Source organism: Tritonibacter horizontis (genome assembly GCF_001518015.1).
Lineage (GTDB): Bacteria > Pseudomonadota > Alphaproteobacteria > Rhodobacterales > Rhodobacteraceae > Epibacterium > Epibacterium horizontis.
Genome location: NZ_LPUY01000095.1, coordinates 88121 through 102064 on the forward strand (window position 1 = coordinate 88121; position 13944 = coordinate 102064).

Here is a 13944-nt window from a genome sequence, read left to right on the forward strand (position 1 = left end):
GTAAAGAGCGTTCCCATGCACCCTCCTCAAATCCCCATCGCACCATCGCTATAACTGAATAGACGCAGTTGCGTATTGCAGATCAAAGAGGAATGCATGGCTAAAAGACCCTTCTGAGAGACCCGATTGGCGCACTACATAGATCGTCGTGTGCTTGAGCTGAAACCCCGGAAATCACAGGCTGAAATTGCGGCGGACGCAGGGTTCACAAACCCGAACGTGGTCAGCATGATTAAATCCGGCGCCAGCAAGCTGCCGTTGGACCGGGTCCCTTCAATGGCAAAAGCACTGGAGTGTGATCCTGCCTATTTGCTTCGGTTAGCAATGGAACAGACAGTCGGTGACACCGCAGCTCAAGCGATCCTCGATATCTTGGGAACGCCTGTTTCCGAAAACGAGACAGGTTGGCTTGTTGCGATCAGAGATGCGTCCGGCAACACCGACCCAAGGCTAACCAGCAGAGGTCAAGCTGCCATCAAGGGGATATTCGGAAAATGACCCAGGAAAGCGAGTTGACAGTAAATGAACGAGCATGGTTGCGGTTTTTGCGAGATGTGAGCAGATCTCAAGATCCGCATCCCACCCTGAATTGTGTTCAACTTCTTCGGCGGCTGATCAAAAAGCGGCAACTGCACATACCCACTGTTGCGAACGCACCGGGAAAAGGAATGGATGGATGATGCACCGTCGCCGAGTCCCGAGATGTTTACATCGATGTTTACATTGCATTGACCAATGTTTACCTCAAACTCCCCCATGTAAACATTCGCTCCATGAAAATGGCCCAAACAGACCCGATTTGACCTCGGAATGTTTACCCAATGTTTACCTAAAGTTGACAAATTCGGCCTGGTTTTCGATTTTTCTCAAGGTTGCATCAGGAAAAGCTGTTCACCAGGAAAGCATACTAGATGACACTCATGTTGTGTCGATCTTCCAGAACGAAGACCTGTCCCTTTGTTTTACTGAGGGTTTCTCAGTTCCGTTTTCGATGAGCGGTTGCCGCAAGAAAACGTTTGAAGCGTCGACGGGAGCATTCAAATGGAAACATCGACTTGGTCGTAAGGTTGCTGGAGTAAATCCAAGCTATCCTCCTGAACAGTGGTCACGAGCTGTTTCGGGATGATTATTAGAAAATTCGACAGAGAAACTGCGGCAGAATATCTGTCCCTCGAATACCCAGCCTGTCCAGAAGAATTCAAATCAGAGCTGATCCACCGGATCGCCGATCGGGATTGGAAGGATGCGAACCTACCAAAAGCCACAGGAATTGTGGTGTCAAATTACATCCGGCATCATTTGACGGTCTATGAACCACTACTTAAGCGCTACAGTCTCACTAGACGCGAGGCAAGGTTATGGGTGTCGGACCGCGTGAATGAAATTACTGCACAATGGAGGAAGGGCGCTCCGGTTCGCATCAAGAAGAAAAAACGGAGACGTAGCCGAAAACCGAAGTCCTAGGAAAATGCGGTGACCGCTATCCTCGACGCAGGAAAGCAAATCCGGACAGGATATGGTGAAGGATTTCAGGCAGAGGCAGAAGCTGCGCTGAAACGCGCCTTCGGATAAAAGTCTACGGAGATCTCAAGCAGATGCAGCTCCACCGGTCCGACGATGGCGTAGCTGCGATGGATGATATCCAGTGCAGTAGTAACCCGTTTGGGAGTGGGGTCTTGCATAAGAATGGCAAAATGCTGCCCGTGTAACTGCCCCGCAGATGTCGGAGGGAAGGGCGCCCCCCAGTGTTCCCACGCTCTCCTGTTGCTGAGATCCTGAACGTAGGGTGCGGCGCCCAGTTCCACCTTCAGCTTTCGGCTCAAGTTTTTACCTGACGTGGGCGAGTTGGTGCGGAATAGAAAAACCATCCGGTCGACGAGGGCTTCAACACGGTAGCGGGCACGCCGATGCCTAATTTGCGGAACGTCAGAATTGAAACGTTGCGGATATCATTGCGGAAGAGCGGTGAAAACAACAAAGGCGCCCGAAGGCGCCTTGTTTTATTGGTCGGAGCGAGAGGATTCGAACCTCCGGCCCCTGCCTCCCGAAGACAGTGCTCTACCAGGCTGAGCTACGCTCCGACCGTGGCGCGTGAATTACCGCTGTGGCCGGTTTTTGGCAAGCCCTATTCGGATTGATTTTCCGCAGAATTCCGTTTCAGGAAGAAGGACACATTCATGCCGCTGCTTGTGACAGCCCGGCTGCGGGTCTGCAGGACCGGCGTGTTGTGAGACCGGCCGCCGCGCGCTTCGCGCAGGACGATATAGACCCCGCTCGCAATGATGATCCCGGCACCGACCAGGGTCAGGAGGTCCACATCCTCGCCAAACAGCAGAATGCCAAAGATGGTCGCCCAGATGATCTGGGAATATTGCATCGGCGCGACGATGGCGGCCTCGCCGATGGAATAGGCATTCACCAGCAAGAGGGTGGCGCAGAAACCGCAGACGGCGATGACCGCCAGGCCGCCCATTTCAGTCGGCGCCAGCGGGACGTAGACGAAGGGCAGCGCCATCCCCATGACCACCACGGTCGTCAGCATCGGAAACAGCATCAATACGACCCGGCGCTCGACATTGCTCAGCTTGCGTAGGATCACCGATTGGAAAGCGTTGCCAAAGGCGGCGAGCAGGGCGGCGGCATGGCCAAGGCCCAATTCCGTTTCCCCTGGCCGGAGCACGATCATCACGCCGATGAAGCCAACAAGCACAGCCGCCATCCGGGGTAGGCCAACCTTTTCCCCCAGGACCGGAATGGAAAGCAGCGTGATCAGCAGCGGGGTTGCAAACAGCAGCGCATAGGTCTGGGCCAGTGGCAGCACCGAAAACGCGTAAAAGGCACAGGCGGGGATCACCGACATCGACAGCGACCGCATGGCGGTCCAGACCGGATGCTTCGGCCGCAGGGTGCCGGGTGTCGCATCGCGCACCATCAACATCGTTAACAAGGGGAAGGACAAAAGGCTGGAAAAGAAGACAATCTGAAAGGCGGAGACTTCGGCGCTGACAAATTTCACCACAACGTCATGGGATGAAAAAATCGCATAGGCGATGAGGGCAAAAATGGCAGCTTTGATATTCATTTTGTCACCAGAATGGCTATTGGGAAACATGGCATCGGCAGGGTCCCTATAGCGCTAACTCCGCCAGGGGGGCGCTTGCAAGGGTGGAATGCAACCTTGGGGCAAGGTTTTTGGCGGCGTGAAACACAAAAGGCCGGGGATCACCCCGGCCTCGTCTTGTCGTGATGGCTCAATCAGATCAGAGGCTTGCGTCCAGCGCCGCCACGATCACATCGCCCATTTCCGAGGTGGAGATCGGCGTCGCCCCTTCTTCGCCCAGCAGGTCGGCGGTGCGGGCACCGTTGGCCAGCGCGGTTTCGACGGCGGCTTCAACGCGATCCGCTTCGCTGCCAAGGTCAAAGCTGTAGCGCAGCGCCATGGCGAAGGACAGGATACAGGCGATGGGGTTCGCCTTGCCCTGACCGGCGATATCCGGTGCGGAGCCGTGAACGGGTTCATACAGCGCCTTGGGGCGGCCATTGGCCATCGGGGCCCCAAGCGAGGCCGAGGGCAACATGCCAAGGCTGCCGGTCAGCATCGCCGCGGCATCGGACAGGAGGTCGCCGAACAGGTTGTCGGTGACGATGACATCGAACTGCTTGGGCCAGCGGCACAGCTGCATCGCACCGGCGTCCGCATACATGTGCGACAGCGCCACCTCGGGGTAGTCCTTGGCGACTTCGGTGACGACTTCACGCCACAGAATGCCAGACTCCATCACGTTGGCTTTTTCCATCGAACAGAGTTTTTTGCCGCGACGCATGGCCAATTCAAACGCGGACCGGGCCACGCGGTCGATCTCGCTTTCGGTGTAGCGCTGGGTATTGATGCCGACGCGCTCGTTGCCTTCTTCGAAGATGCCACGGGGTTCGCCGAAATAGATACCGGAGGTCAGTTCGCGCACGATCATGATATCCAGACCCGCGACAACGTCCTTTTTCAGCGAGGAGAAATCTGCCAGCGCGTCAAAACACTGTGCCGGGCGCAGGTTGGAGAACAGGTCCATTTCCTTGCGCAGGCGCAAGAGGCCGCGCTCTGGTTTCACGGAGAAATCCAGCTCGTCATATTTCGGGCCACCAACCGCGCCAAGCAGAACGGCATCAACCTCCTGCGCGCGGGCCATGGTGTCATCATGCAGCGGTGTCCCATGGGCGTCATAGGCGGCGCCACCGACCAGGTCCTCGCTCACATCGAACTGAATGTCGCGCTTGGCGCCGAACCAGGAAATGACCTTTTTGACTTCTGTCATGACCTCGGGGCCGATACCGTCACCGGGCAAAATCAGAATCGATGGATTGGACATGCAATTACTCCTTTGGCGTGTTGCCAATGGGCCTAGCGGGCTGTTGTCGCCGGGTCAATAATGGCGGGTCATAATCCTGCGCCAGAGGGCGGTTCAGCGTTGGATATCGATCCAAACCAACCCATGCCGGCTGCCCGCACTGCGCAGGATGCCGGAGCCCACAACCGTGAGCTCGGAGGAGGGCAGGATATAGTCCACCCGCATCGGGCCGGTGCTGTCCCAAACCACGGTGTGAGAGGCGCCGGTTTCGTCTTGGGGAATAGGGGCCGAAAGGCGCGGGTCGTTCAGCAATTGCAAAAGCGCATCCTTGTGCCCCTCGCCGCGAAGCGGGTCATTGTTGGCATCGCCAAGCAGGACAAATGGGGGCTGAGGCACGGGGCCATAGGTCTCACCCAGTGCCCCATCCAGGAAATGCTGCCAGAGCAGGATTTCATCCGCGTTGCGGCGTCCGTTGCGGTCTTCTGGTCCATCAAACACCGGCGGTGCGGCGTGAAAGGTCATCACCCACAGGCGGCTGCCCGTTGCAATCTGGATCGGTACGGCCCAATGGCTGACAGAGGACAGGCGCAGCACTTGCGCAATATCCGCATTGGGGTAGGGCTGGCCGTCTTGTGTCCGGGGCATCCGGTGATGCGGCAGCGTGTGCCACCGGATGTCGGTCAGGTCGATGGCATCTGCTGCGACGATTGGGTGTCGGGACAGCAGCGCAAGGCCGCTTTGGCCGGTAAAACGTCCCCAGCCCCAGGCATCCTCCGGCTCGCCCAGCCGGTCATCGCCATCCAGGTCCAAACCCGAGGCAACGCCTGCATTCGGTCGCCGCGTGAAGCTGTAGGGATAGGGCATCCCGGCCTCTGCCAGGCGCTGTTGCAAGGCTTCCAGCGTCTGGCTGTCGTGATCCCAGTCAATGCTTTGCAGGGCGAGGATGTCCGCATCCGCCGTAACGATGGTCGCGAGCACTTCGGTGATCTGAGGATCGGTATCCCGCAGCAGGTCCCGCAGCAGCAGGCCCGGCCCCTTACGGCTGAGTTCGGTATTGAAGGTCGCCAGACGCACGGTTTGCGCAGGCAAGACAGCGCCGGAGACAAGCCAGAACAGCAAGGCCGCACTGGCTGCTGCGGCCCGTCTCATACCGTCTGCAGGTCCTTGTCGTGGTCGAAGGAGCGGCGTTTCTGTTCGATCAGATCAGCAACCCGCAGGCGGGCCATGCCGCGCGTGATCATGCTGGCAGGCACCATTGCCCAGCCGGTCACGCACCAGATCAGCAGCTGTGGATTGCCCAGCAACGCCGGATCAAACAGGCTGGCTGACATCTGGATAAGCGCCGGAACCAGGAACGGCATCAGGACGCCGGCAATGATGTGCAGTTTGGCATCACGCTGCAGCCGCGTCACCACATCGCCGCCGGTGGTGGGGTCAAACAGTGGCAGGTTGACCCAGACATTAAAAGCGCCGTTGGACAGCGGCCAGTTGCGCAGCCGGATCACGCAGGCGAAATAGGCGACAGAGATCAACGAGATAAGATAGGCAAGGCCAGCCGCGGCCCGCACCAGTTCCACCGTGTATTGCGGCACATCGGTCGGCATCATCAGCCGGGTCAGCTGCACGGGCGAATAGGCAAAATCCAGCTTTTCGCCTAGGCTCAAGGCCATTTTGTGCACCAATGCGGTCAGGCCGGTGGGCTGAAAGGGATGGCTGGCAAGCAGGCTCAGCAGGACCATGCAGAGCGCAATAAAGAAAAACCGGCTGCGGTTGAGGGGCGGGGCGTTGCGGAATTCAAGAAAGCTGGGAAAGTGCGAGTAATACTCGGCAAAGACCAGCCCGCCGGCCAGCAGGGCCATAAGTGTCACGATTTCCGGAGATTGCGTCGCCGCAACCGGCAACAGCAACGAGGGCAACGCGATCAGCAATGCCACCAATAGCCCGCGAATGGCCGCGCTCGTCATGCGTGCAAGCACTTGTGTGTTCCTTCACCCAGGGGTCTTCCGGTTTTTTTGTGGAATGACCCGGTATGAAGCACCCTGACTCATGCCAGACTGCTCTGCCTCATTTTTGCCCCAATCCTGCACGCCGTCGCGGCTTTTCTCAAGCGCAACGGGGTGGAAATGTCTCAAATTTGAAACACCGCTGCGGATGTGATGCCCGGCTGCATCAATGTTCAATCAGGAAATCATCGACTTACCGGCGTGTCGTTGCGCGATCCTTGTACAACAGGGGCGGGCTGCGGCTTGTCTTTAGAAGTTAAAAATTATGGCAAATTTGTGCCTTTTGGTGTGTTTCAGCCACCGCGGAACCCGCCCGCAAGGGCCCGCATGTAAGATGGGCCGCCCAAACCGGAGCGGCCCATCTGTGATAGTTGCCTGTCGCCGACAGCGGTCAGCGGCCCTCAGGTCTCAGACCCAGGGGCGGGCCTGAGCGGCATTGGCTTCGAAAGCCTGGATTGCATCGCCCTTTTCCAGTGTCAGCCCGATATCGTCGAGACCGTTCAGCAGGCAATGCTTGCGGAAGGGATCGACGTCGAACTTGATCACTTCGCCATCAGAGGTGGTGATTTCCTGCGCTTCCAGATCCACGGTCATCCGGGCGTTTTCGCCTTTTTCGGAGTCCGCCATCAGCAGGTCCACCTGCTCCTGTGGCAGCACGATGGGCAGCATGCCGTTCTTGAAGCAGTTGTTGAAGAAAATATCGGCAAAGGAGGTGGAGACCACGACCTTGATACCGAAATCTTCCAGCGCCCAGGGCGCATGCTCGCGCGAGGAGCCGCAGCCGAAGTTGTCACCGGCCACCAGGATCGAGGTTTCGCGGTAGGCAGGCTTGTTGAGAATGAAGTCGGGATTCTCGTTGCCATCGCGATCAAACCGCATCTCGTCAAAAGCGTGCACGCCAAGGCCGGAGCGTTTGATGGTTTTCAGGAACTGCTTGGGAATGATCATATCGGTGTCGATATTGACCAGCGGCATCGGCGCCGCAATCCCGGTGAAGGTTTCGAATTTTTTCATGACGCTGGCTCCTTACTGCAGCTCGCGGATATCGGTCAGCTTGCCGGTGACAGCAGCAGCGGCGGCCATGGCTGGCGACACAAGGTGCGTGCGCCCCTTGAAGCCCTGGCGGCCTTCGAAATTGCGGTTGGAGGTCGAGGCACAGCGCTCGCCTTCGCTCAGCTGGTCGGGGTTCATTGCCAGACACATGGAACAGCCCGCCAGACGCCATTCAAACCCAGCCTCGGTAAAGATCTCGGCAAGGCCTTCTTCTTCAGCCTGGGCGCGGACCAGACCGGAGCCAGGCACCACCATGGCCCGCATGCCGTCCTTGACCTTCTTGCCCTTGAGCACTTCGGCCGCGGCGCGGAGATCTTCGATGCGACCATTGGTGCAGGACCCGATAAAGACGGTGTCGATCTCGATGTCGGTCAGCTTCATGCCGGGGGTCAGCCCCATGTAGTCCAACGCGCGTTTCGCCGCCTCGACCTTGCCACCGGTGAAATCCTCGGGGGCGGGGACCGTTGCGGTGATCGGCAGTGCATCCTCGGGCGAGGTGCCCCAGGTGACGGTCGGAGCGATGTCCTCGCCCCGGATGGTCAGCACCTTGTCGAAATGCGCATCGTCATCGGAGTAGAGGGTCTTCCACCAGGCCAGCGCGGCTTCCCACTGGGCGCCCTTGGGGGCGTGGGGACGGCCGTTGACATAGGCATAGGTGGTTTCGTCCGGGGCGATCAGACCGGCGCGGGCGCCGCCTTCGATCGCCATGTTGCAGATGGTCATACGGCCTTCCATCGACAGATCGCGGATCGCTTCACCGCAATATTCGATGACATAGCCAGTGCCGCCGCCGGTGCCGGTCTCGCCGATGATGGTCAGAACGATGTCCTTGGCGGTGACGCCCGGTGACAATTTACCGGTGATCTCGACCTTCATGTTCTTGGATTTCTTCTGGATCAACGTCTGGGTCGCCAGGACGTGCTCCACCTCGGAGGTGCCGATGCCATGCGCCAGGGCGCCAAAAGCACCATGGGTCGCGGTATGGCTGTCGCCACAGACCACGGTCATGCCGGGCAGGGTCCAGCCCTGTTCGGGGCCGACGATATGCACGATCCCCTGACGCACGTCGTTCACCGGGTAATAGTGTACGCCGAATTCACGCGCGTTGGTGTCCAGTGCGGCCACCTGGATGCGGCTGTCCTCGGGCATCTGGTCGGGGTTGTCACGCCCCGGGGTGGTCGGCACGTTGTGATCCGGCACCGCGATGGTCTTGTCCGGCGCATGCACCTTGCGGCCGGCCAGACGCAGACCTTCAAAGGCCTGAGGGCTGGTGACCTCGTGCACGAGGTGGCGGTCGATATAAAGCAGGCAGGTGCCGTCTTCCGCTTCATGCGCAACATGCGCATCCCAGATCTTGTCATAGAGTGTTTTGGGGGACATGGGTCCTCTCCCGTATGTTCGATATTTGAGCTGGCGTAACTGGTCTGGCTGCGGGGCTTATAGCCGCGCAAGAACCGTGCGGGCAGCACCAAAGAACCGCTCACGCAGTCGCGCGCGGTCCTGAAGGGCAATCGTCTGAGCCAATACGTGAGTCATGTCCGCTGGCATATAGCCGCGCCCGCCGACAATCAAGATTCGTTCTGTGGCAGCGCGCCTGTCCTGGTGGCACCGGGTTTTCCTTGCATCCTCCTGAACGGACAGGACATGCTGGCCGTTCAGGAGGACGACAATGGAGCAGGATGTTCTGCCAGACTTCGTGATTGGCACGGCGCAATCGCTACTGCGGATCGCCGAGCGCTACTGGGATCTGGTGATGACGCCGGGGTGGCGGCAGTATCAGGTCGTGATCGTGCTGGGGCTGATCCTCGCCGCGATCTCTATGCGGGCGGCCACGCAGGCCCGCTGGGAGACCTGGGCGCGCAGCCGGGAGGGCTGGCCCAAATGGCGGCTGCGCCTATTGGTGCAGGTGTTGCGGCGGCTGACCCTCATCTATTTCACGCTGTTGTCCTGGGCGGTCTACGCGGTGATGCGGGAGGTGACCTGGCCCTCGCGCAGCTACTTGATCGGGGCCGCCGCCAAGCTTGCTGCTGCCTGGCTGGCCATTGCGCTGGTGTCGCGCTTTATCGCCAACCCCAGCCTGCGCAAGTTCGCCACCTGGCTGATGTGGGGCTATGCCACCCTGGCGGTCTTCAACCTGGTGGACGATGCGGCGGCGATCCTTGATTCCGTGGCCTTTGACATTGGCAATCTGCATCTGTCTCTGCTGGTGGTGTTCAAGGCGGTCGTGCTGGCCACGGCGATGCTGACCATTGCCCGGGCCGGGGCTGGTCTGGCCGAGCGGGGGTTGCGTCGCAACGAAGACCTGTCGCCGTCAATGCAAGTGCTTGCGGGCAAAGCCGTGCAGGTCCTGCTGTACGGGATTGCGTTCACCGTGGTGATCCGGTCCATCGGCTTTGACCTGACCGGGCTGGCAGTGCTGTCCGGCGCGGTCGGTGTCGGCATCGGGTTTGGTCTGCAAAAGGTGGTCTCCAACCTGGTGTCGGGGATCATCATCCTGATGGATCGCTCGATCAAACCCGGCGATGTGATCTCGTTGGGCGAAACCTTCGGCTGGATCAACGCGTTGGGCGCACGCTACGTGTCCGTGGTGACCCGCGACGGCAAGGAATACCTGATCCCGAACGAGGATCTGATCACCTCGCAGGTGGTGAACTGGTCCCATTCCAACCGCTTCGTGCGGCTGGATATCAACTTTGGCACCAGCTACGACGACGATCCCCACAAGGTTCGCAAGGTGGCCATTGCGGCGGCAATGACGGTCAGCCGGGTGCTGGAACAGGACGGAATGCGTCCGGTCTGCCATGTCGTCGGCTTTGGCGACAGCAGCGTCGACTACATCCTGCGGTTCTGGATCAGCGATCCGACCGGCGGGCTGACAAATATCCGGGGCAACGTGTTTCTGGCGCTTTGGGATGCGTTTAAGGCCGAGGGTATTTCGATCCCCTTCCCGCAACGTGAAGTCAGACTGATGAACGACCCGATTGCGGTGCAGGTGGCCGCCGAAGACCCAACGCAGGCGCAGGGCGGCTCTGCGCCGAAGCTCGATTGAAAAAACCCTCAAGGCTTGCTACATTTGACAGGACCCCAGCGCCGGGGGACCGGCGGCGCGCAGCAAGGAGGACAATGTCCTGGCACCCCAACTTCAGGCGGCACCTGCCGCCCTCTCCGGAGCAGCCGTGATGGCCGCCTCCACACAGCCGTTCAACAGTGAAGATCTGTTGAAGCGCATTCTAACCTCTCTCGACGAAGACAAGGCCGAAGATGTCATGCAGATCGACCTGCGCGGCAAGACGTCGATTGGTGACTATATGGTCGTGGCCACTGGTCGGTCCACTCGTCAGGTCGCCGCCATGTCCGAGAAACTGACCGAGAAGCTGAAGCATGATTTCGGTGTTATCTGCAAGGTTGAGGGCAAGGACACCGGTGACTGGGTTCTGATCGATACAGGGGATGTCATCGTTCATCTCTTCCGCCCGGAAGTGCGCGAGTTTTACCAGATCGAAAAGATGTGGCTGCCGGCCGGCGCTGTCGCCAGCTGATACCCTTTGTGCGGGGCTTTGCGGGTCGGGCTATGCCTGACCCAATGACCGCGCCCAATGGCCGATGCAATCCCTCCAGTCTCCCGCCTCTGTGCGCTTGCACGATACCGGGTCGGGGATGGGCGGGGATAAGCGTGTGAAAGAGAACCGCAGCGGCATCGTGGCTCTCGGCCATCCGTGCCGGTCAACGCCAAATTCCCAGAGGACGCCTTCATGCGTGTGCATATCTGCGCGGTCGGACGCCTGCGTTCGGGACCTGAAAAATCACTGATCGACGACTATCTCCAGCGGTTCGACCGGACCGGCCGTGCCTTGGGCCTTGGGCCGGCGCGGCTTGTTGAGGTTGAGGATAAGAAAAATGCCGGCATGGCCGCCGAAGCGGACCTGTTGCGCAAATCTCTGCCCAAAGGCGCGGTGATCTGTACGCTTGATGAACGCGGCAAGCTCCTGTCCTCGCCCGCCTGGGCTAAGCGTTTGGCGGATTGGCGCGATACTGGGCGTCAGGATCTGGCTCTGATCATCGGTGGTGCCGATGGCATTGATCCGTCGCTGCGGGCCGAGGCGGATTTCTCGTTGTCCTTTGGCAAGATGGTCTGGCCGCATATGCTGGTCCGGGTGATGCTGTCTGAACAGATCTACCGCGCCGCGACCATTCTGGCCGGCAGCCCCTATCACAGAACCTGACCTGGATGAGACCCGCCGCTGACGCTGATGCTGGCGCTCAGGCTTGTGGGCCCGGTGCGGCGGGGACCGGCGTATTGGCGTCCGATTGCATCAGAATACGCCGCGACCGGGACACGAACTCCCGGCGATACAGTACCCCCAAGGTGATCACCGTGGCGAGGATCAGCGCTTCGGGGCCGACCAGCCAGGCAAGTCCAGCCAGTGCGAAATAGGTCGATCGCAGCCCCCGGTTGAAACTGCGCGCGGCGGTGATATTGATTTCTGCCGCTTGACGCGCACGCGGGTAGGCGCGCGGATGCTCGGGGTCATTGGGGACCGCGGCCATCAAGACAGAGCAATAGCCAAACAGCCGGTGCGACCAGACAAACCCGAGGAACGCGTTGGTCAGAAAGGCCAGCACCACCAGGATCTTGATCTCCCAGACGAATTCAGGCGAGGTCTCAAGCGCAAGATCCTGTGCCACGCCAGCCAATTGGTCCGTGTCGCCCACCAGGGCAAGCCCGGCCCCAAGGGCAACCATTGTCGCCGACGCGAAAAACGCCGTCGCCTGGCGGAGCGAGGAAATCACCTGCGAATCAAAAATCCTCGGATTGCGACAGACCATCTCCTGCATCCAGTCCCGCCGGAAATTCGCCATCAGGTACGAGACCGAAGGGCGCGTTTCGCGCGGGTTCTCGATGCGCCAGCCAATCCAGAGCCAGCCGAGAATAAAACAGGCCAGGGCAATGAAATCCCACATGGAAAACTGATTGAGGCGCTCGATCCAGATCATGCCGGAACCCTAGCTCAGTCAGTTGTGCCTTGCCAGAGCAGATAAATTGGTAATATTACTTTACCAAAGAGGAGAGCCCGCATGGAGATGCCACCCCCCAATGCCGCCATCCTGGCCCAAAAGGCAGAGCTGCTGCGCCAGCTCGGCCGGGTCTTGCCTGCGGATGCCATCATTTCTGATCTGGCGGAAACCCGCGCCTACGAATGCGACGCGCTGACGGCCTACCGGTGTCCGCCGATGCTGGCCGTGTTGCCACGGACCACGCAGGAGGTGTCCGCGGTGCTGCGGATCTGTCATGCCATGGGGGTGCCGGTGGTGCCGCGCGGGGCGGGCACCTCGCTGGCTGGCGGGGCCTTGCCGACTGCGGATTGCGTGATCCTCGGCGTGGCACGGATGAACGAGGTGCTGGATACCGACTATGACAACCGGGTCATCCGGGTGCAGACCGGGCGCACGAACCTGTCGGTTTCGGGGGCGGTCGAGGAAGACGGGTTCTTTTATGCGCCCGATCCCTCGTCGCAACTGGCCTGTGCGATTGCCGGCAATATCGCGATGAACTCCGGCGGCGCCCATTGCCTGAAGTATGGTGTGACCACCAACAACCTGCTTGGTGTGACGATGGTGATGATGGATGGCAGCGTGATCGAGATCGGTGGCGCGCATCTTGATGCGGCGGGCCTGGATCTTCTGGGGGTCATCTGCGGCAGCGAGGGTCAGCTTGGGGTGGTGACCGAAGCCACATTGCGCATCCTGCACAAACCCGAAGGCGCGCGCCCGGTGATGATTGCCTTTGACAGCAACGAGGTCGCGGGGGCCTGCGTCTCTGACATCATCAAGGCCGGGGTTCTGCCGGTGGCGATCGAATTCATGGACCGCCCCTGCATCGAAGCCTGCGAAGCCTTTGCCAAGGCGGGATACCCGATGTGCGAGGCCTTGCTGATCGTCGAGGTCGAAGGGTCTGAGGCCGAGATTGCCCACCAGTTGCACCTGATTGCAGAGATCGCCCGGCGGCATGATCCGGTGGAGCTGCGAGAGGCGGCAGACGCCGAAGAAGCGGCACGGATCTGGCTGGGAAGGAAATCGGCATTTGGCGCCATGGGGCAGATCAACGACTACATGTGCCTCGATGGGACGATCCCGGTCACGGAGCTGCCGCTTGTGCTGCGCAGGATTGGCGAAATGAGCGAGGCGTTTGGCCTCAAGGTGGCAAACGTGTTCCACGCCGGCGACGGCAATATGCATCCGTTGATCCTGTTCGATGCCAACAAGCCCGGCGATCTGGAACGGTGCGAGGCCTTTGGCGCCGAGATCCTGAAGCTTTGTGTCGAGGTCGGCGGCTGCCTGACCGGAGAGCACGGCGTCGGCATCGAAAAGCGTGACCTGATGCTGCATCAATATGGCGCGGCGGATATCGAGGCACAGCTGCGGGTCAAGGACGTGTTCGACCCGACATGGCTGCTGAACCCGGCCAAGGTGTTCCCGCTGTCGACCACCGAAAGCCGCCGAACCGCAGGTATCGCGGCCGCCTAGGCACGCCCTTGGGGCGTTGC

General features: G+C 60.0%; 15 protein-coding genes and 1 tRNA gene. 6 read left to right on the top strand and 10 right to left on the bottom strand.

Annotation, left to right across the window (positions count from 1 at the left end; all coding sequences use genetic code 11):
- Positions 1–150: 150 nt before the first annotated feature.
- Both TRIHO_RS18330 and TRIHO_RS24425 read left to right on the top strand, forming a co-directional pair.
- On the top strand, positions 151–498 hold the full coding sequence (locus TRIHO_RS18330; RefSeq protein WP_332307241.1) for a helix-turn-helix transcriptional regulator: 348 nt from the start codon (positions 151–153) through the stop codon (positions 496–498).
- 624 nt (positions 499–1122) lie between these two features.
- Positions 1123–1464 carry a DUF2293 domain-containing protein gene (locus TRIHO_RS24425; protein WP_082705197.1) on the top strand — a complete coding sequence of 114 codons (342 nt, stop codon included), beginning with the start codon at positions 1123–1125 and terminating at the stop codon, positions 1462–1464.
- A gap of 65 nt (positions 1465–1529) precedes the next feature.
- On the opposite strand, the gene TRIHO_RS23960 is transcribed toward TRIHO_RS24425, so the two are convergent.
- From TRIHO_RS23960 to leuC, 9 genes are all read right to left on the bottom strand, one after another.
- Positions 1530–1682, bottom strand: a complete 153-nt coding sequence (locus TRIHO_RS23960; protein WP_165595930.1) for a hypothetical protein — start codon at positions 1680–1682, stop codon at positions 1530–1532.
- 322 nt (positions 1683–2004) lie between these two features.
- Positions 2005–2081: transfer RNA gene (locus TRIHO_RS18340), tRNA-Pro, on the bottom strand.
- Positions 2082–2125: 44 nt separating this feature from the next.
- Entirely contained in the window at positions 2126–3082 is a 957-nt protein-coding gene (locus tag TRIHO_RS18345) for a DMT family transporter (protein WP_068247132.1), read from the bottom strand.
- A 178-nt stretch (positions 3083–3260) separates the two neighbouring features.
- On the bottom strand, positions 3261–4364 hold the full coding sequence (leuB, locus tag TRIHO_RS18350) for a 3-isopropylmalate dehydrogenase (RefSeq protein ID WP_068247135.1): 1104 nt from the start codon (positions 4362–4364) through the stop codon (positions 3261–3263).
- A 93-nt stretch (positions 4365–4457) separates the two neighbouring features.
- Positions 4458–5492: an endonuclease/exonuclease/phosphatase family protein gene (locus tag TRIHO_RS18355; protein WP_068247137.1), complete on the bottom strand. Its 1035-nt coding sequence runs from the start codon at positions 5490–5492 to the stop codon at positions 4458–4460.
- On the bottom strand, positions 5489–6319 hold the full coding sequence (locus TRIHO_RS18360) for a hypothetical protein (RefSeq protein WP_068247140.1): 831 nt from the start codon (positions 6317–6319) through the stop codon (positions 5489–5491). Before TRIHO_RS18360 ends, TRIHO_RS18355 begins: the two co-directional genes overlap by 4 nt.
- Before the next feature lie 12 nt (positions 6320–6331).
- On the bottom strand, positions 6332–6523 hold the full coding sequence (locus TRIHO_RS23755) for a hypothetical protein (RefSeq protein WP_131811221.1): 192 nt from the start codon (positions 6521–6523) through the stop codon (positions 6332–6334).
- Positions 6524–6754: 231 nt separating this feature from the next.
- Positions 6755–7360 (bottom strand): 3-isopropylmalate dehydratase small subunit, encoded by a 606-nt coding sequence (gene leuD, locus TRIHO_RS18365; protein WP_068247143.1) that lies wholly within the window; start codon positions 7358–7360, stop codon positions 6755–6757.
- A 12-nt stretch (positions 7361–7372) separates the two neighbouring features.
- Positions 7373–8779 carry a 3-isopropylmalate dehydratase large subunit gene (gene leuC / locus TRIHO_RS18370; protein WP_068247144.1) on the bottom strand — a complete coding sequence of 469 codons (1407 nt, stop codon included), beginning with the start codon at positions 8777–8779 and terminating at the stop codon, positions 7373–7375.
- A 289-nt stretch (positions 8780–9068) separates the two neighbouring features.
- On the opposite strand from leuC, the gene TRIHO_RS18375 reads away from it, so the two are divergent.
- From TRIHO_RS18375 to rlmH, 3 genes are all read left to right on the top strand, one after another.
- A complete protein-coding gene (locus TRIHO_RS18375) occupies positions 9069–10448 on the top strand; it encodes a mechanosensitive ion channel family protein (RefSeq protein ID WP_068247145.1) in 1380 nt (459 codons plus the stop codon).
- 130 nt (positions 10449–10578) lie between these two features.
- The gene (gene rsfS / locus TRIHO_RS18380; RefSeq protein WP_068247146.1) at positions 10579–10938 is read left to right on the top strand and encodes a ribosome silencing factor; all 360 of its coding nucleotides are present in this window, start codon (positions 10579–10581) and stop codon (positions 10936–10938) included.
- A 213-nt stretch (positions 10939–11151) separates the two neighbouring features.
- Entirely contained in the window at positions 11152–11622 is a 471-nt protein-coding gene (gene rlmH / locus TRIHO_RS18385; protein WP_068247232.1) for a 23S rRNA (pseudouridine(1915)-N(3))-methyltransferase RlmH, read from the top strand.
- A 37-nt stretch (positions 11623–11659) separates the two neighbouring features.
- On the opposite strand, the gene TRIHO_RS18390 is transcribed toward rlmH, so the two are convergent.
- Positions 11660–12394 (bottom strand): DUF599 domain-containing protein, encoded by a 735-nt coding sequence (locus tag TRIHO_RS18390; protein WP_068247147.1) that lies wholly within the window; start codon positions 12392–12394, stop codon positions 11660–11662.
- Between the two features lie 81 nt (positions 12395–12475).
- On the opposite strand from TRIHO_RS18390, the gene TRIHO_RS18395 reads away from it, so the two are divergent.
- On the top strand, positions 12476–13924 hold the full coding sequence (locus tag TRIHO_RS18395; protein WP_068247148.1) for an FAD-linked oxidase C-terminal domain-containing protein: 1449 nt from the start codon (positions 12476–12478) through the stop codon (positions 13922–13924).
- The last annotated feature ends 20 nt before the right edge of the window (positions 13925–13944 follow it).

What these genes read in the sequence shown, in the direction of transcription:
- TRIHO_RS24425 (WP_082705197.1), top strand. Translation starts at nt 1,123, where the DNA reads ATGATTATTAGAAAATTCGACAGAGAAACTGCGGCAGAATATCTGTCC.
- TRIHO_RS23960 (WP_165595930.1), bottom strand. Translation starts at nt 1,682, where the DNA reads ATGCAAGACCCCACTCCCAAACGGGTTACTACTGCACTGGATATCATC.
- TRIHO_RS18345 (WP_068247132.1), bottom strand. Translation starts at nt 3,082, where the DNA reads ATGAATATCAAAGCTGCCATTTTTGCCCTCATCGCCTATGCGATTTTT.
- leuB (WP_068247135.1), bottom strand. Translation starts at nt 4,364, where the DNA reads ATGTCCAATCCATCGATTCTGATTTTGCCCGGTGACGGTATCGGCCCC.
- TRIHO_RS18355 (WP_068247137.1), bottom strand. Translation starts at nt 5,492, where the DNA reads ATGAGACGGGCCGCAGCAGCCAGTGCGGCCTTGCTGTTCTGGCTTGTC.
- leuD (WP_068247143.1), bottom strand. Translation starts at nt 7,360, where the DNA reads ATGAAAAAATTCGAAACCTTCACCGGGATTGCGGCGCCGATGCCGCTG.
- leuC (WP_068247144.1), bottom strand. Translation starts at nt 8,779, where the DNA reads ATGTCCCCCAAAACACTCTATGACAAGATCTGGGATGCGCATGTTGCG.
- TRIHO_RS18375 (WP_068247145.1), top strand. Translation starts at nt 9,069, where the DNA reads ATGGAGCAGGATGTTCTGCCAGACTTCGTGATTGGCACGGCGCAATCG.
- rsfS (WP_068247146.1), top strand. Translation starts at nt 10,579, where the DNA reads ATGGCCGCCTCCACACAGCCGTTCAACAGTGAAGATCTGTTGAAGCGC.
- rlmH (WP_068247232.1), top strand. Translation starts at nt 11,152, where the DNA reads ATGCGTGTGCATATCTGCGCGGTCGGACGCCTGCGTTCGGGACCTGAA.
- TRIHO_RS18390 (WP_068247147.1), bottom strand. Translation starts at nt 12,394, where the DNA reads ATGATCTGGATCGAGCGCCTCAATCAGTTTTCCATGTGGGATTTCATT.
- TRIHO_RS18395 (WP_068247148.1), top strand. Translation starts at nt 12,476, where the DNA reads ATGGAGATGCCACCCCCCAATGCCGCCATCCTGGCCCAAAAGGCAGAG.